Source organism: Thalassobacterium sedimentorum (genome assembly GCF_031127905.1).
In the GTDB taxonomy this organism is placed as follows: domain Bacteria; phylum Verrucomicrobiota; class Verrucomicrobiia; order Opitutales; family Coraliomargaritaceae; genus Thalassobacterium; species Thalassobacterium sedimentorum.
The window spans coordinates 114,806-131,838 of the sequence record NZ_JARXIC010000001.1 but is presented as its reverse complement, the minus strand read 5'-3'; the positions used below and the strand labels follow the sequence as shown (position 1 = coordinate 131,838).

Here is a 17,033-nt window from a genome sequence, read left to right as displayed (position 1 = left end):
ATGTGTGCGTCAGGGATGTGTGGTTTCAGGATATCATGCTTCAATGATAATGTTTATAGCGCAATAGTCAGTCTAGATTGATTTTGTCTGAAACGTCGGGGGGATACTCCCAGATGTTGGCGAATAACTTTGTTAAAGTGTTGCAAGTCGGGGTAGCCGACTTCTGTCGCGATTACTTTGATCGGTAGGTTGGAATAACTGAGGAGCTCCTTGGCGCGCTCTGTTCGAAGTTTGCGTAGCCAGATCGCTGGAGTGTCACCTGTTTGTTGTTTTATAGTGCGGGTGAATTGATTGTGCGATAGCTGGCAGCGCCGTGCAAGCTCTTGTATAGTTAATGGACTTGTCATTTCCTGTTGCACTATTTCCGTTGCGGTCTCAAGGATACGTTCGTGTTTTAAATGATTATCAGGGTATGTGACAATATCCTGTAGACCAAGTAGAACGTCCCATAATCTAAGGTTGGCACGTTGTGGCGCTGTGCGTAGTAATGAGTGCGCGCCTGCAAGCAAATTTTTAAGTTGTGGTAGTCGTGTGTCAGCTTGAATGAAATTAAATTCGCTTATGTGGGGCTTCGTTTGCAGTTGGAAGTGACAGTACAAATGCTTGGACAATCCTTGATAGTAAAAGGTGATTGGAATGTCCGCTGGAACTATTGAGCAAGCGCCGGGCTTCAATTGATAGCGTTGTGTGCCACAGTCGATCCAACCGCTGTATTCGTAAAAGTGTAGTGACCAGTAATTGGGCAGGCGATACGTTTCTTGTTCGACCTGCTGCCCGTGGAGAGCCCAAGCCAGCTTATGGATTCTGGGTATTGTCTGTATTTTCATGAATCATCCCATTTTGAGGAGTTGTGTGAAAATATACCACTAATGTCGAGAGATTCACAAGTGTTTATGCTTTAGCTCAGTGGAAATGATGACAGTGTGAGCGGCATGACTACATCATTACGTTTTCGCCAAATCCATCTTGATTTTCATACCTCTGGAGCCATAGCTGGCATCGGCACTCAATTTGATAAGGCTGCTTATCAGGCGACACTGCAGCGAGCAGCGGTGAATAGTGTTTCCACTTTTGCGACCTGTCATCATGGCTGGAGTTATTACGATACCAAGGTGGGGAAGCGTCATCCTGGTTTGTCTTTTGACTTATTGCGTGCGCAGTTTGATGCCTGTAAGGAAGTTGGTATTAATGTCCCGATTTATTTGACTGCTGGCGTGCACAATTTGGCCGCAGATGAGCATCCCGAATGGCGTGAAATTAGCCCTGAAGGTAAATACTCAGGTTGGACTGATTCCAACCTGAAGCCAGGTTTTAAGATGCTAAGTTTTCACTCACCGTATTTGGATTATTTATGTGAGCAGGTTAAAGAGGTGATGCATTTGTTTCCGAATGCAGATGGTATCTTTTTGGACATCATCTCTCAAAACGAAGATTGCTCTGTTTGGGCTTTACAGCATATGCAAGCGAAAGGGCTTGACCCTTTAAAGCCAGAGGATCGCCGTCAGAGTCGTTTAGACGGGTTGATGAAGTATTACCAGCGTGTAACAGAAACTGTAAGATCGATTGATCCGAATATGCCGATCTTTCATAATAGTGGTCATGTGACGCCTGGGTATCGTGATATTCTGCAATTCTTCAGTCACTTGGAGCTGGAGAGTTTGCCGACGGGTGGTTGGGGCTATGACCACTTTCCAATGTCCGCGAAGTATGCTCATAAATTGGATTTAGACTATCTAGGTATGACAGGGAAATTTCATTCCACGTGGGGGGAATTTGGTGGTTATAAGCATCCTAATGCGCTACGCTATGAGTGCTGCGCTATGCTGGCATTTGGTGCTAAGTGCAGTGTGGGGGATCAGTTGCATCCCGATGGCACACTTGACGAAAGTACATACGAGATTATTGGAGCTGCCTATCGCGAGGTGGCGCAGAAGGAAATTTTTGTGCAGGGCGCAAAGAGTTATGCGGATGTTGGTTTGATTTGCAGTGCGGCGGTTCATGGAGCAGATAGTTTTCTAACGAATCGCCGCGAGCGTCCATCGGATACCGGTGCGGGACGCATGTTGTTGGAGGCACATGTGCTCTTTGATGTGCTGGATATAGAGATGGATTTTTCAAACTATAAGCTACTCATCTTGCCGGACGATGTCGATGTCGTGCCAGAGCTGGAAGTCAAGTTGAAGGCATATCTTGCGGAGGGCGGTATGCTCTTATTGACTGGAAGTAGTGGCATTGATCCCAAACGTGGTATGTTGTTTGACGTGGGTGCTGAGGTTGGCGAACTCTCAGAATATTCGCCTGATTATGTGTTGCCGAGAGCAGGCTTGCGTGCGGATTTTGTAAATCGTCCGATGGTAATGTATGCGCAGAGTCATCGCGTGAAGGTGACTGATGGGGAATCGTTTGGTGATGTTTATGATCCGTATTTCAATCGTCAATGGGATCACTTCTGCAGTCATCAACATGCACCAAACCAGCCGGAAGCGTCTGGTTTTAGTTGCGGTGTCCGTAAAGGGAATATCGCTTATCTCGCGCATCCTATCTTTTCGATCTACCGTAGCTATGGTCAGGTGGCGCTGCGCCAGTATTTTGAGAAGATTCTAGCGCAGTTAATGGCGGAGGATCGTTCGCTGAATGTTTCAGGATTGCCTTCGAATGGACGTGTGTCGCTGATGCATCAAAGTGACGAGCAACGTTTTATTCTGCATCTTCTATACGCGAATACCATTAATCGTGGTGGTGCGGTTGATTTACATGGAGGTAATATTTCGGGGGCGCAACAATCTTATGAAGTGATTGAGGACCTCGTTCCTTTGACTGGACTCACCGTGGAAATACGACTCAACATTGTTGTGAATTCTGTTCGACTTGAGCCGTCAGGGGAGTCGCTTGAGTTTGAGCAAATCAATGGCATTGTTTACTTTAAGGTTGCTGAATTACTCTGCCATCAAATGATTGTTCTGACATACTGACGCCTGTGATCCCAATATGAATCGCATTGCCCAGAGGGGCATCGGCTTATGAGTAATGTAAGCAGGTGACTGATGAGCTGGATACTATTGAAATGATCTTACCTTTTGCGTAGGTTGCACGGTTTTGCACTGTTTGGTTTTTTAATCGTGTACGTTTTTGCCTATAGGCTGAGCGATTCTGCAATTTCCTAAATAGAATGGTTATGTTAGATTGATGTATATATGAAAAATCTTAAAAAATATGCAATTGTTGGGACCGGGAGCCGTTCTACGATGTTTCGTAATGCCATTCTTAACACATATGCGAATACCTGTGAGCTAGTTGCCTTGTGTGATGTAAATCCGCTTCGTATGCAAGCATGGCAGAAAACTGTAAATTTAGATCTGCCGACCTATGCCCCGGCAGAGTTCGAGAAAATGATCGAGCAGCATTCGGTCGATGTGGTTATTGTAACGAGTGTGGATCGAACTCATCATGAGTATATTTGCCGAGCTATGGAAGCTGGTTGTGATGTGGTTTCTGAAAAACCGATGACGGTAGATACTGAAAAATGTAGCCAAATTCTGGAAACGCAGCAGCGCACTGGTAAAAAACTAACAGTGACATTTAACTACCGCTACGCGCCGCGAAATTCAAAAGTCAAGGAGTTGTTACAATCGGGGATCATTGGTAATGTGACCTCGGTGCACTTTGAGTGGATGTTGGACACTAAGCATGGGGCTGATTACTTCCGTCGCTGGCATCGGGATAAGCGCAACAGTGGCGGATTAATGGTGCATAAGTCCACACATCATTTTGATTTGGTTAACTGGTGGCTATCGAGCCGTCCGGAAACGGTTATGGCGATGGGGGACCTGCGTTTCTATGGGCGTGAGAATGCAGAGAATCGTGGTGAGCCGCGATTTTATACACGCGGTACCGGAGATGCTTTGGCTGCGAATGATCCTTTTGCTTTAGATATGAATCAAGAGGCCGATCTTAAATCGCTTTATTATGATTGTGAGTCGGCCGATGGTTATCAGCGTGATCAGAACGTATTTGGAGATGGTATCTCCATCGAGGATGATATCGGTGTGATGGTTCGTTATCAGAATAAGACCGTGATGACTTATCACTTGGTGGCTTTTGCTCCTTGGGAGGGGTATCGTGTCGCTTTTAATGGAACAAAGGGACGTCTTGAGATTGATGTCACTGAGAAGTCATATGTGAGTGCTGGCGAGGGGGATCATAATCTAAGTCGTAATGTTAAAGGAGGCTCGACTCACCAGGTCGTGGAACCGACGACTCTGCTCTATCGTCCTCATTGGGGCGAGCCGCAGAAAATCGAGTTGGAAGAAAGCAATACAGGCGGCCATGGTGGCGCGGATGCGATTTTATTGCGTGACGTGTTTGGTGAGCCTCAGGAAGATTCACTTGGGCGTGCTGCAGGTCATGAAGATGGAGCTCTTTCCATTCTTACCGGAATTGCTGCGAACCAGTCTATGGCGACTGGTTTACCGGTTAAGATTTCTGAAATGTTTCCTCAGCTCTAAGCCTTGGATTACTTTGCCTTAGAGGTCTTACTGGTAATGATCTCTCGTTGTCGTTGCTTCAGCCAGCTTCCAGGTGGTTGACCGCAAGCGTCACGAAAGGCGCGTGCAAAGGTGCTGGGTTCACTGTATCCTAAAAATGCGGCAATTGCTTTTTGAGTCCAACCCTCAAGCAACCCGCGTTGTGCGGCCTCGATTTGTAGGCGCACGAGTTCGCTTTTAGGTGAGGGGCGGTTTGCTTCTGCGAACAGACGACGTAAATGTGCGGTGGATACCCCTACTGAGCGAGCGGCGTCTTCGACACTTGGTGAGCGTCCTAGATTTTCTTCGAACCAGTGAAGTGTACGACTGACTTTGTCTAATGAATCTGAAGGGAGGGTGAATCTTGAGATATTATTGAGCGCAAGCTTACACAGTTCTATAAGTATACTTAGCATGTTGAGGGAGGAGAGCGCATCAGCATTATTAGCTTGTTCCCGTAAACTTTGAAGCATTGGACTGAATCGATCGAGAGTGGGCTGGTCGAGTTCGATGAGTAGTGGCTTTGTGGGTTCGATACGGTCTTTTAATTCTTCGGGAACCTCATAAAAATGTAAAACCACGACCTCAGAAGTGCTATCTTGATCGTCTGTCCACCCATGCTCTGAATGAGGATGTGAGATATACAGACGTGGCAGTGGATCTGCTATGACAGGTGTTTGTACACCGCTGGGGTGGGCGTAACCTTCTAAAATGAATTCAAACTCCCACATGTTTCGTTTTTTTCCGAAAATGGGTTGTGAACCATAGCGACGTTCGCCGAATGTGAAATATCGAAGGTTTTTATGTCCGCTAATCATGAGCGATTTTGCCTATAGGCTGTGCGGTTTTGCAATATTCGAAATCAGCTTATTTTGTTATCTTATGTGTTATGGTGATTCAAAAATACACTTTAGGCATGGGCGATCGTTTCGCGCACCAAGGCAAAGCTCAGCTGCAGTCTGTCATTAATGGCAAGAATGCTGGCATTGATCTTTATCCGACATGGAATAAGTCATTTCGTGAGCATAGTATTGTTAAGAGCCAACCGGACGATCTCCGTTTAGAAGCGGATGCCGCCGTCGCTGCACTCGGATGGACTGGAGATTTCTATGTAGATGCCGATCACATTGGTTTAAAGACGGTCGATAGCTTCCTCGCTGGTAGTAATTTTTATACTTTAGATGTGGCTGATTTTGTTGGTGAAACGCCTGCTGCAGCAGATGTTGATGCTTTCATTGCGGTGAATCAAAAATATACAGGTTCTTTGCTGATTCCCGGCATTCAGACGCCTTTTCATGTGACTGAAGCGGATTTGCGTGAAGTTGCTGGTAAATTTCTTGTCGCAATTAAGGGGGCCAAAGCAATTTACGACCACATCGTCGCAGCCAAGGGCACGGATAATTTTATTACTGAGGTGTCGGTGGATGAGACCGATTTGCCGCAGACGCCGATTGATCTCTTTCTTATTTTGTCGATGATCGCAGCTGAAGGCATTCCAGCGCAGACGATTGCGCCAAAGTTTACTGGTCGTTTTAACAAGGGCGTTGATTATGTCGGTGATCTTGTTCAGTTTGAGAAGGAGTTTGATGAGGATCTCTCTGTGATCGCATATGCCATTAAAGAATTTGGCTTACCGAAGAGCCTGAAACTAAGTGTGCATTCTGGTTCTGATAAATTTTCTATCTATCCGATCATCAAGAAGCTGATCACCAAGCATGATGTCGGGCTCCACGTGAAAACTGCGGGCACCACATGGCTCGAAGAGGTTATTGGGTTGGCTGAAGCTGACGGTGATGCACTACAAATTGCCAAGGATGTGTATGCCGGCGCCTATCGTCGTTTCGATGAACTAACAGCGCCGTATGCGACAGTTATCGATATCGACAAGGCTGAGCTGCCCACGCCCGAAGAAGTTCATTCTTGGGATTCCGCGAAATATGTGAACACCCTTCGCCATGTTCAAAGCCATCCTGATTATAATCTTAACTTTCGACAGCTCATTCACGTCGGCTTCAAGGTTGCCGCAGAAATGAAAGAGCGCTATACGGATGCACTCAAAGCGAATGAATCCGTGATTGCGAAAAATGTGACAGAGAATCTGTTTGAACGGCATATTTTGCAAATTTTTGGGAAATAGGATATTAGTTTGTAAGCTCAGTCTGAATATCGCTTGTCTTGCTATCATGAGTCAATCGGAGCTTATGCGATGATAGGTGTCTGTTTTGGTGTGGGTGACTCTTTGAGTCGGATTAGGGAGTGACCTGGACCATCGTTCCGACTTCGACAAGATCGATCAGGGTTTGGGCATTCCAATTGGCAAGACGAAAGCAGCCGCTTGATTCTGTGCGCCCAACTTTCTCTGGCTCTGGAGTGCCGTGTATTCCGTAGCTGGGGAGGTTCAGGCCGATCCAGATATTGCCTACTGGGTTATTGGGCCCGGGCTCGATAACGAATTTTTGAGTGATTCCTTCGCGTGCTGCGGCACTACTGAGAATTGCAGGATTGAAGGTGTAGTTGGGCTTTTCTACCAGGACCTTTACGTGCAGGGCGCCACTCGGTCGTTTATCCACTCGCCGAGCAATGCTGACTGGGCAGTGAAATAGAATGCGACCTTGAGAGTCGATTGCTTGTAGCGTTCGTTCGGATAGTGAAATTTGCAGGTAATCGGCACGTGTGCTTAGTTGCACTGGGGCCATGTTGGGGATGAGAATCCGGTCATCTGCTTGCAGTGCATTGAAATCAAGGTTTGGATTGAGTTGCTGCAGTAAGTCTGGATCGCTCATGCAGCTTTCTGCCAGCATTTCGAGAATGGAGTAATAGGCCATGCGTGAGCGTGTTGCACGTTCTTTCCAACTAAGAGGTGGTGGATCGATACGAGAAAAGTGGGACTGAGATAGAGTCACGAGGTCGTAGATAGGGTCGGTAATCTGAAGTACTGCTTGCGTAGCTACATCAAACTCCCCAGTTGGAGATAGATTGTGAGCAATTTGGTAGGCACGAATCGCCTGTCGAGTTTGTGTGCCGATGGTTCCATCAATAGAGCCGGGGGAGAAGCCTTTACGTGCGAGTGCCATTTGTAGCTCTAATGTATTTACGATGGGCCGGCCTGGTGTCTGGGGAAGGGCAGCTGAGCTTGTTTTTGATTGCGCTCGGAGGGGAGCCGTGCTGGGCCTTTCAAGATGCTTGGAGGTGGGCGGTTTGGGAGCTGAGGGCGTCGATGCTTGTTCTGCATGATCCTGCTCATGGCTTTGAGCGGGATCATAAGTATCAGCGTGCTGGGGCAGCCACAGGTAGGCTGCGTAGGCCAGGATTGCTAGACAGACGAGGCTTAACAGTTGCCGGAGCACGGCTATAATAGCTTGATGGGCGGTGCTCAGAGTGGTTCTTAATCGTTGAGAAGCTCGAGAATTATGGGGCGATCCAAAAACTTGGCGGCATCAGCGACTGTAGTAAAGACTCCGATACTCTCTGGGCTTGTTTGTCGCATTTGAAACACTTGGCTTAAGCCTTGAATCATGGGGTCTCCACATAGAATTGCCCAAGGCGCATGGCCAAATTGCTCAGATGTATCAATCAATTGAGCAAAGCCAAGTATTTCGACCTTGGATATACGGGTGACCGCACTGCGCAGGTCAACTAGGCCAGAATATAGACGATTATAGTCTGGATGTGACAACAGCGATTGAGTCTTTTCGATCATACCCTCCAGAGTGATATCACCAGTTATGGTTTCTATCACTAGTCTGTGCTCGGGAATGAATTGCAATGCGTATTTCATCTAGATTAGCTAAATTGAATACTCTGTTAGTGGCTCGGGGTCGAGGACTTTTGTATCGGGAAGCGCTGAGGTGAGTTCTTGCGCGAACCAGTCGCGGGCGATTTGATCGCCATGAGTGAGTATAATCACACGGGCTGTAGCTTGTTCCGCGTATTCGATTAATTCGCGGCGATCAGCATGGCCGCTCAGGTCAAATTGATCAATACTGGCACGTATTGGGGCACTGTAATCGAGTGCGTCGAAAAAGAAGGTCGCATTGTCGCGTTGTTCCAGTAGCTGCCCTCCGGGGGAGTCAGGATCACAGTAACCTACGAAGCACAGTCCATTATTTGAATGTGGCAATAACGAGGCTGCTATTTTATAAGAAGGCGTATGTTCGACCATCATGCCACTGCTTACGAGGTAGATGCCTTTACGGGGCAGGTCTCGGCCCGGGCGCATATTGAGGTCGATGGCTCGGACGTTCATTTTCTCCAAAATGTTGATATCGAAATCAAGCAGGCGTGTTTCCTTGCGGATTTTATCGAAGTACTCACAAATGGCCATGCCGAGCCCGGCAGCGTGTATTGGGGTCTTCGGTAGATGTCCCGCATTACGTGCGTCGTAGATGATTTTGAACATTTCTTGCATGCGACCGAGGGCGAAGACCGGGATTAGGCAGCTACCACCACGCTCAAGTATAGTTCTGATTTGTGTGATCAAATGATTGATTTCAGAGTCGCGGCTTCTTTCAGCTTCGCGGCCCTTGGCACCTCGGGTGGTTTCGAGAATCAGTGTGTCAACAGTGCCCATTGGCAGCGAGGCGCCAGGCAAGGTGCGTTGTGCATCGAAGAGTACGTCGCCAGAAAAGACGATACGGCGTCCTTGGTAAATGAGCTCGACTGCGGCGGCTCCGGCGACATGGCCAGAGGAATGCAATACTACTTCGATTTGTTCTTTGCCCTTTGTGTAGATCTCGCCGCGTCCAAACCTTTGAACGGTCAATTGCTTTGTGAATTGAGCGACGTCACGGTGTAGAAAGAGTGGATATTCTGCAATTCCATGTTCCTCGCGCTGGCGTTTCATCACATTAATCGAATTGCGTAGCATGCGAGGGGCGAGCGTCACATTGGGGGCCGCGGTGATTACGGGAGTCTGCGGATTATGGGCAGTGACTATCGGCATCGAACCGAGGTGATCCAAGTGACAGTGAGTCAGTACAATCAGGTCTAGATCGATATTCTCAATCGGCTCGAACTCGGGAAGGGCGTCGTAGCCCATTTTTTTAGGATGTAGGCCTGAGTCGATCAGGATGTTAAAGCTGCCGAGTTGCACGAACATAGAGTTCGCGCCGATCTCGCCGTGGCGGTTTAGGTCGGTTAACTTCATGATTCGTCTGTAGGCGTAATTTTCATATCAAATTCAGGTATGCGGCAATGTATGGCGCGTCCTTCGCTGTCAACCCCGTGAAAAGAACCGTTGGCTGTACAGTCGCAGTGAGTCATATGATAGCTGTTATAGCTAAAATGTTCGCCGGGAGCGAGCGTGGGCTCTTTGCCGACGATGCCTTCACCTTCAATGACTTGCTGGTGCCCGCTGGTTTCACGCAGCACCCAACGACGGCCGCATAAGGAGACTGTAACACTGGATAGGTTGGTGATTGTGATAAAATAGATAAAAGCGTGTGGGGCGTCGCTAGGTAATTGTTGTTTGTCGTTGTAGTATACGAGCCGGTCTACGGAGGCGCGTAGGCCTGGAAGCTCGAGGCTATCTGAATGATTGGGCATGGGCTGAGAAAAAAATAGCTACGTGAGCACTTAGAGGCGCTAACTTGGGGGCAATGGGGGTGTATATTCCTGATAAGTGGCATATCAAATAAAGCGTAATCTCCAAGCGTGAAAATTTCTGATATTTGGAGGCGTCAATGTGTGTGCTGGAAAATTCTGTGTGATTCAATGCTTGGATCATCGTGCATGCTCATTTATTCAAGCACTATTGGATCTGCAGTTATCTATTCAATCGATTCAGCGCAAGCGTATCAAACTTAAGCATCACCATGTCACTCAAAAGCACTGCGACGCAAATTACGTGGATCGGTTTATTTCTTAATCTGATCATTGGTTGTATTAAGGTTTTTGGCGGCTGGGCCTTGCAGTCCAAGGCCTTGCTCGCTGATGGAGCGCATAGTCTACTCGATCTGTTGACAGATATTGCGGTATTGGTGGGACTTTCGTTGGCGAGTAAGCCGGAGGATGAGAATCATCACTACGGGCATCACAAGTTTGCTAGTTTTGCCAAGTTTTGTGTCGGTGGCATGTTGTTGCTTTTTTCGCTGGGGCTGGTGGTGACGGCATTAATAGACTATCGCAGTGGATTTGGGGCACCGAAGGCAGGTGATGCAGTGCTTCTGGCATTTGTTTCATTGGTGCTCAAAGAAGCACTATTTTGGTGGACTCGGCACGTGGCTCGGCGCTTGAAATCGGATTTGCTCATGGCTAATGCGTGGCATCATCGCATGGATAGTCTCTCCTCGCTGGGAGTGGTAATCGCGCTGATTGGTGTCTGGTTGGGCGGGGAAAACTGGGCATTTCTAGACGATGCGGTGACACTGGTGCTGGGGGGCTATTTGATCTTCGAATCGACGAAAATCTTTTTGCGGGCGTGTTCTGATTTATTGGACGCGGCTCCTGAACGTGAAATTGTTGAAGATCTTCGCGAACATATTTTACCAATTCAGGGAGCGGTGGCCTATCATGACTTTAGAGTACGTCGTGTCGGCGACCTTTACGAGGTGGATCTACATTTGCAGGTGGATCCAGAGATCTCTGTGGAGGCAGGGCATGCCATCGCGCGGGCGGTTAAAAGGCAAATGTGTGAAAAACATCCGGAGGTATCTAAGGTTTTGGTGCATGTGGAACCCGCGAATAGAGAACATATTATGAATCGAGGCTTATCTGGACAGGACATTTCTGAAGAGAAAAGCGCACCGATTGGGGAAATATAGCTTGTCTGTGCATGCGTAACCGAATTGAAACGTAAGCTCTCGCCAACCTCTCCACTAGCCACTTTTAGCGACTGTCTTTTTCCTCTTATGAGCGATTTTTTAAAGCACGAATGCGGGATCGCAATGATCCGCCTTTTGAAGCCTATTTCTTACTACCAAGAGAAATATAATACGCCTTTGTATGGGTTTAATCAGCTATTTCTTCTGATGGAGAAACAGCATAATCGTGGTCAGGATGGTGCTGGGATTGGTTGTGTGAAGCTTGATGTGGCTCCAGGGCAGCAATATATGGCGCGTGAACGCACCATTAAGCATAATTCTCTGGCGCGTATTTTTAAGGGGCAGCTCAAAGCTTATCAGAAAATGGTCGATAAGGGGGTCATTCATCCCGAGTTCCCACAGACGGTTAAAGACAATTTTGATTTTGGTGGGGAAATATTGCTCGGGCACCTTCGTTATGGCACTTCGGGCGTTTATTCATCGAATAGCTGCCATCCCTATGTCAGGCAGTCCAATTGGCCGACCAAGAATTTGATGCTAGCAGGTAATTTCACGATTACTAATGAGAAGGACTTGAATGCAGATTTGATTAATCGTGGGCAGCATCCCATTTTTGGTACGGATACACAGGCGGTATTGGAAGAGGTTGGCTTCCATCTCGATGAAGCGCACGATGCCATCTATCACAAAATGCGCGATCAGAATGTTGAAGGCGCGCAGATCCCGAGTATTATTAGTCAAGAGCTTGATCCCATTCGTATTCTGAAGCATGCTGCTTCGAATTGGGACGGTGGATATGCGATTGCCGGATTGATTGGGAATGGGGACAGCTTTGTCATGCGTGATCCTCAAGGCATCCGCCCGTGTTTTTATTTTCAAAACGACGAAGTTATTGCTTTTGCATCCGAACGGGTGGCGTTGATGACCATTTTTGATCAACCGATCGAGAATGTGCGTGAAGTGGAGCCGGGGTGTGCTACTGTAGTAAAAAGGGACGGCACGATTTACAGTGAACGTTTCACAGATCCACGTCCGATTACCCCATGCTCTTTTGAGCGTATTTATTTCTCTCGAGGCAATGATGCCGATATTTATAATGAGCGTAAGGCCTTGGGAGGTGCACTCTTGGAGCAAGTGGTTGCTGCAATTGATAATAATTTTGCAGATAGTGTATTCAGCTTTGTGCCGAATACGGCCGAGGTTGCTTATTACGGTTTATTGGACTCGGTGCGCTTACATCGACGTAAAGAAGTGCGTGATTCCCTATTGGCGGCGCAAGCCAACGGAACGCTGGATGCAGATTTGATTGATGAACTCATCATGGGCAATTGGCCTAGAGGCGAGAAAATCGCTCATAAGGATATAAAATTACGCACATTTATTTCTCAGGAGGAAGGGCGCGCTAAGCTTGTTTCGCATGTTTATGATATTACTTACGGAGTGGTTCAAGAAAAGGACTGCTTGGTGTGTATCGATGATTCGATCGTCCGTGGGACCACTTTAAAAGAGTCCATTCTTAAGATTCTGAGTCGTACAAAACCGCGCAAGATCGTTGTGGCCTCGACTGCGCCACAGATTCGCTACCCGGATTGCTATGGTATCGATATGTCTGAGCTCGGGAAATTTATTGCATTCAAGGCTACGGTTGCCCTGCTGAAGGACGAAGGATGCAGTCATCTACTGCAAGAGGTGTATCAAGACTGCCTTGCTCAGGCCGATTCACCAGCAGGTGAAATGGTGAATCATGTGAAGCGTTTATATGATCGTTACACTGATGAGCAGATATCTGCCAAGATCGCAGAGCTTGTGTATCCGAGAAATGTGCCATGGCAGGGCGAGTTGGAAATTGTTTTCCTACCTGTTGAGAAAATGCGTGAAGCCATTCCTGCGCACAATGGGGATTGGTATTTTACTGGTAATTACCCCACTCCCGGTGGTACAGCGACTGTGAATAAGGCATTTATCAATTACTTTGAGAACAAGACTGGACGCGCGTATTAAAGCATTTTTCGATTAATCTGTCTGAGTCTTTAGGTCGGGATACATCGCCGATGCGTCCGATTCTGATAGACACGCTCTAAGCGCCGGTAATTATCAAGGCTTTTGAATTCGATTCAGTCTTTGTTCGCCCTGGCCACGCACTGAGGACCTGATCTAAGCGATTTTGACTATCCACTGATTGCGACAATCACTTCATCTACGGATTCAGCGCTCTTAATTTGTTTGCGCAAGCGTTCAGTTCGGCAGGTTTTGGCAATATCGGCCAGCGTGGCTAAGTGGCCTTCACTATCACCCTTGGGGCTGATTATGAAGAATACATAGTCGATTGCTTCACTTTGTCCTGGTATGGTTAGGCCTTCATTGAGCTGAGCGACAAAACAGATACGGTAATCAAGATCGTCGCAATACACATGTGGTATCGCGATCCCATGTCCGAGAAAAGCTGGGAAGACTCGGCCCTGCTCGGCTAGATCAGCGAGTACTTTTTCCTCTGAAATTGCGGGTACATGTTCGTTGGCGATGCGTGCGAGTTGTTGATAGAGACTCTCGATGCTATCGCATTCGAGTCGTAGTAAGCCACCACTGTGGAGTGCACGCATTAGGAATCCCTCGGAACGGCGCAGGCATATAACTTCGTCTTCTGTTTTCACAATTTCTTTTAGGCTGGCGTCGTGGGGCACGGCTTTGAGTTGTTTACCACGTCGGATAAAGAGCGGGTGCCAGTCGCCGGAGGCGAGGCTTTTGCCCTCTTCCCACAGCACTGTTTCGAAATTACTTTCGCCCTGTAGTAGTTCACTGCCAATTACGGCGGGGCGTGATAGGTCGCCAAATACTGACTGTCCGGTCAGTTGATCCTCGGTGGTGGGGCTGTCCAATGGGATCCAGCCAAAGACTTTTTCGTTATCCAGCACTTCACCCCAGCGTTGCATTAGGATTTGGTTTAATTCGATGTTATCGGTCAATGCGAGCACGTAACCTGCGCCAAAGAGCGCCTGTTCTTCTTCGTAGAGTTTCTCGGCTTCCATGCCATCGCGCAGTAGGGCGGGCAGGCCTTCTTTTTTGGCGAGTGCAATATTGCGGGCATTGGTATCGAGTAGCAATACGTGTTGCTCATCCTGGCGCATCAGTTTACGCGCCAGTTCGCGTCCAAAATGATGGGCGCCGATGATCACCCAGTCATTGGGAGCGGGGCGCTGGAGGCCCAGCATCTTAGCAAATAATCCTGCAGACAAGCCTTGGATCAATACTGTGGCGCAGATCACTGAATAGACGAATGATTCCAATAGCGCCGGATCACCGACCGGATTGTCATTGTGGCTGAGGCTCAAGGCGAAGAGTGAGGCCATCGAGGCGGCGACCACGCCCCGGGGAGCCACCCAACTGAGCAGCGCTTTTTCCCGGATATTGAGCGGTGTGCCCCATGCCGAGGCTGCGATACTGATCGGGCGGATGATCAGGATCACCGAAAAGAGGACCCAGCCGCCTCCCATGGTAAAGAAGTCGATGAATTGTTGGAGCTCCAGGCGCGCTACTAATAGCAGAAACAGCATGCCGATCAGTAGGTCGACGATTTCCGCTTTGAAGGCTTTTATCTCACGTAACTGGCGCGGTTTTTTGATGCCGACAATCATGCCCGCAATCGTGACCGATAGTAGGCCGGCCTCTGGCTTAATGAGTTCGGTGGCCCCAAAGATCAGCATGGCGCTGGCGAGTGCGAAGGCATTGGCGATGTTATCCGGCACCCAGTGCTTTTTCATCATCCAGTAGATGGAGTAGCCGCCAATAAAGCCGATCGCGGCACCACTGGCCACGCGTAATAGGAAGCTCGGAATGGCGACTGCGCCGCCGCCTTCCACGACCCATTCAAAACAGAGAATCGCGGTGAATACTCCGATCGTATCAATTAACACACCTTCCCAGTGGAGGATGCTACCCAGTTTCTGTTGCACCCGAATCCGGCGCAGCAGGGGGACGATCACTGTGGGCCCGGTCACGATAATCAAGCTGCCCATCAGCAGGGCAAAGGCCGGTGAGGTATCAAAGACCAGATAGGCGGTCAAACCAGAGCCGAGCCAGGTAATGAGCACCCCCACGGTGAGCAGGCGCTTGATGACGGTTGAAGTTTCTTTAAACTCTTTTAAGTCCAGCGTGAGTGCGCCTTCGAACAGGATCAATCCCACTGCCAGTGAGACGATCATCGGCAGTAAGTCGCCCAAGGCATTGGGGTCCAGTAGCTCCAGACCTTCCGGGCCTAGAGCAAAGCCCCCCAGTAGTAGTAGGACGATGGTGGGCAATTGTAAGCGGCGCGAGAGCACCGTAAGCAAGCAACCGGCGCCGACCGCGAAACAGAGGGCCCAGAGTGCATCCTGGGAGCTGCCCATTGCGAGCTGTGTCAATGAATTCATTGGTTGTGTGTTTATATCGGGTTCACCGTTTGTCTAGCTTTGTCTAGATTAGTCCAGTTTATGGCACATTCCGAGTGCCGGGCAGACTTCGGAGGCCTGGCCGATGACTTGTGCCGGCACGCCGGCGACGCTGGTGTGTGGGGGCACATCTTTAAGCACGACGCTGCCTGCACCGACCTTGGCGCCTTCGCCAATCTCCACATTGCCCAGAATTTTGGCTCCGGCCCCGAGTAGCACACCAGTGCGCACCTTGGGGTGACGATCGCCGCGTTCTTTGCCGGTGCCCCCGAGTGTGACCTCGTGCAGGATAGATACATTGCTTTCGATGACTGTGGTTTCGCCAGCCACAAAGCTGGTGGCGTGGTCCAGTAAAATGCCGCAGCCGATCTTGGCTGCGGGGTGGATGTCGACTGCGAAAGTCTCCGAAATCAGGCTTTGGAGGTAGAGCGCAAATTCAGTGCGCTTTTGATTCCACAAGTAGTGAGCGACTCGGTAGCAGATCAGAGCTTGCAAGCCTTTGAAGTAGAGCAGGGGGGTGAGCACGTTGGGGCAGGCTGGGTCGCGCTCGTTGACTGCAATCATATCGCAGGCCACATGTTGTAAAATGGCCGGCTGATGCAGGAAAGCTTCCATGAAGGTATCATGCAGCACCTCAATCGACGCCGAATGGTTCACCAGCTTGCGCGTCAGGCGGAAGGTCAGGCATTCCGCAAAAGATCCGCGGTGGAGCACCGTTTCGTTGAGTAAAGTCGTGAGCGCAGGTTCGCGCTCCACGATGTCATGGGCGTGACGTCGTATTTCGTTCCAGTGGGCGTCTAAGTCGATAGCTTGCATAAATTCGCAAATAGTTAGAGAGAAGTCGTCCATATGCCACGCTAAAAAAGCAGGAATCTACACAAATTACAGTGTGTGACGGGGCATATCTGTGGCAGCTGCATCATTGGACGCTTGCCAGCTCGTGAATCCGGTCATTGCAGGCGTGAATCCGGGGCATCAACTGATTTGAGTGATTTGTTACATTTCATTTACGATGAGTCGAACGGATCTGGAATCATGCATAATTCATCTTTAAAGACCTGCTTTGCCTAATCTATGTCCTGCTTTGATTGTATCTTTCCTTAATCAAAATCTACTGAATATTTTGTTATGCAACTGACGGTCGTTATTGACGTTAGAATGGATGCCTCCTGATACGAGCGATATTAAGGCGTTGGAAAATCTTATGTGAAAGCTGCGTCTGCAATGTGAAGAAAACCGGTCAAATGTCGCGATTCGTGACCTTGGTTAAGCTTATGTCCCAGTGTTTGACTTGTAGATTCTCCACTTCATTGATCGCGGCTTTG

Annotated in this window: 13 protein-coding genes; 5 read left to right on the top strand and 8 right to left on the bottom strand. The window is 48.7% G+C overall.

Annotation, left to right across the window (positions count from 1 at the left end; genetic code table 11):
• Positions 1-53 precede the first annotated feature (53 nt).
• Positions 54-827, bottom strand: a complete 774-nt coding sequence (locus QEH59_RS00470; protein ID WP_308983386.1) for an AraC family transcriptional regulator — start codon at positions 825-827, stop codon at positions 54-56.
• A gap of 105 nt (positions 828-932) precedes the next feature.
• Here QEH59_RS00470 and QEH59_RS00465 point away from each other — a divergent pair, with 105 nt between their 5' ends.
• Positions 933-2,972, top strand: a complete 2,040-nt coding sequence (locus QEH59_RS00465) for a beta-galactosidase trimerization domain-containing protein (RefSeq protein WP_308983385.1) — start codon at positions 933-935, stop codon at positions 2,970-2,972.
• Between the two features lie 222 nt (positions 2,973-3,194).
• Positions 3,195-4,505, top strand: a complete 1,311-nt coding sequence (locus tag QEH59_RS00460) for a Gfo/Idh/MocA family oxidoreductase (protein ID WP_308983384.1) — start codon at positions 3,195-3,197, stop codon at positions 4,503-4,505.
• Between the two features lie 8 nt (positions 4,506-4,513).
• Here the strand turns inward: QEH59_RS00460 and QEH59_RS00455 are convergent, their stop codons facing one another.
• Entirely contained in the window at positions 4,514-5,341 is an 828-nt protein-coding gene (locus QEH59_RS00455) for an AraC family transcriptional regulator (RefSeq protein WP_308983383.1), read from the bottom strand.
• Between the two features lie 71 nt (positions 5,342-5,412).
• Here QEH59_RS00455 and QEH59_RS00450 point away from each other — a divergent pair, with 71 nt between their 5' ends.
• Positions 5,413-6,660, top strand: coding sequence for a tagaturonate epimerase family protein (locus QEH59_RS00450; protein WP_308983382.1), 1,248 nt, complete (start codon positions 5,413-5,415; stop codon positions 6,658-6,660).
• 112 nt (positions 6,661-6,772) lie between these two features.
• Here the strand turns inward: QEH59_RS00450 and QEH59_RS00445 are convergent, their stop codons facing one another.
• Genes QEH59_RS00445 through QEH59_RS00430 form a run of 4 tightly spaced genes read right to left on the bottom strand, consistent with a single transcriptional unit; the run spans position 6,773 to position 10,067 of the window.
• Positions 6,773-7,870: a L,D-transpeptidase family protein gene (locus QEH59_RS00445; RefSeq protein ID WP_308983381.1), complete on the bottom strand. Its 1,098-nt coding sequence runs from the start codon at positions 7,868-7,870 to the stop codon at positions 6,773-6,775.
• A 38-nt stretch (positions 7,871-7,908) separates the two neighbouring features.
• Positions 7,909-8,301: a hypothetical protein gene (locus QEH59_RS00440; protein ID WP_308983380.1), complete on the bottom strand. Its 393-nt coding sequence runs from the start codon at positions 8,299-8,301 to the stop codon at positions 7,909-7,911.
• 9 nt (positions 8,302-8,310) lie between these two features.
• Positions 8,311-9,669, bottom strand: coding sequence for an MBL fold metallo-hydrolase (locus QEH59_RS00435; protein ID WP_308983379.1), 1,359 nt, complete (start codon positions 9,667-9,669; stop codon positions 8,311-8,313).
• On the bottom strand, positions 9,666-10,067 hold the full coding sequence (locus QEH59_RS00430) for a Co(2+)/Mg(2+) efflux protein ApaG (RefSeq protein WP_308983378.1): 402 nt from the start codon (positions 10,065-10,067) through the stop codon (positions 9,666-9,668). The genes QEH59_RS00435 and QEH59_RS00430 overlap by 4 nt, the downstream gene beginning before the upstream one ends.
• Before the next feature lie 269 nt (positions 10,068-10,336).
• On the opposite strand from QEH59_RS00430, the gene QEH59_RS00425 reads away from it, so the two are divergent.
• Complete coding sequence (locus QEH59_RS00425; protein ID WP_308983377.1) at positions 10,337-11,284, top strand: cation diffusion facilitator family transporter; 948 nt, start codon at positions 10,337-10,339, stop codon at positions 11,282-11,284.
• Positions 11,285-11,371: 87 nt separating this feature from the next.
• A complete protein-coding gene (locus QEH59_RS00420; protein ID WP_308983376.1) occupies positions 11,372-13,285 on the top strand; it encodes an amidophosphoribosyltransferase in 1,914 nt (637 codons plus the stop codon).
• 167 nt (positions 13,286-13,452) lie between these two features.
• Here QEH59_RS00420 and QEH59_RS00415 read toward each other — a convergent pair whose 3' ends face one another.
• Positions 13,453-15,690, bottom strand: coding sequence for a cation:proton antiporter domain-containing protein (locus QEH59_RS00415; RefSeq protein ID WP_308983375.1), 2,238 nt, complete (start codon positions 15,688-15,690; stop codon positions 13,453-13,455).
• A 48-nt stretch (positions 15,691-15,738) separates the two neighbouring features.
• Positions 15,739-16,524 (bottom strand): serine O-acetyltransferase, encoded by a 786-nt coding sequence (gene cysE / locus QEH59_RS00410; RefSeq protein ID WP_308948878.1) that lies wholly within the window; start codon positions 16,522-16,524, stop codon positions 15,739-15,741.
• Between the last annotated feature and the right edge of the window lie 509 nt (positions 16,525-17,033).

Bases quoted from the DNA above. Each gene is read 5' to 3' on its own strand.
- cysE (WP_308948878.1), bottom strand. From the start codon at position 16,524: ATGCAAGCTATCGACTTAGACGCCCACTGGAACGAAATACGACGTCAC.
- QEH59_RS00435 (WP_308983379.1), bottom strand. From the start codon at position 9,669: ATGAAGTTAACCGACCTAAACCGCCACGGCGAGATCGGCGCGAACTCT.
- QEH59_RS00440 (WP_308983380.1), bottom strand. From the start codon at position 8,301: ATGAAATACGCATTGCAATTCATTCCCGAGCACAGACTAGTGATAGAA.
- QEH59_RS00455 (WP_308983383.1), bottom strand. From the start codon at position 5,341: ATGATTAGCGGACATAAAAACCTTCGATATTTCACATTCGGCGAACGT.
- QEH59_RS00420 (WP_308983376.1), top strand. From the start codon at position 11,372: ATGAGCGATTTTTTAAAGCACGAATGCGGGATCGCAATGATCCGCCTT.
- QEH59_RS00450 (WP_308983382.1), top strand. From the start codon at position 5,413: ATGGTGATTCAAAAATACACTTTAGGCATGGGCGATCGTTTCGCGCAC.
- QEH59_RS00470 (WP_308983386.1), bottom strand. From the start codon at position 827: ATGAAAATACAGACAATACCCAGAATCCATAAGCTGGCTTGGGCTCTC.
- QEH59_RS00465 (WP_308983385.1), top strand. From the start codon at position 933: ATGACTACATCATTACGTTTTCGCCAAATCCATCTTGATTTTCATACC.
- QEH59_RS00460 (WP_308983384.1), top strand. From the start codon at position 3,195: ATGAAAAATCTTAAAAAATATGCAATTGTTGGGACCGGGAGCCGTTCT.
- QEH59_RS00430 (WP_308983378.1), bottom strand. From the start codon at position 10,067: ATGCCCAATCATTCAGATAGCCTCGAGCTTCCAGGCCTACGCGCCTCC.
- QEH59_RS00425 (WP_308983377.1), top strand. From the start codon at position 10,337: ATGTCACTCAAAAGCACTGCGACGCAAATTACGTGGATCGGTTTATTT.
- QEH59_RS00415 (WP_308983375.1), bottom strand. From the start codon at position 15,690: ATGAATTCATTGACACAGCTCGCAATGGGCAGCTCCCAGGATGCACTC.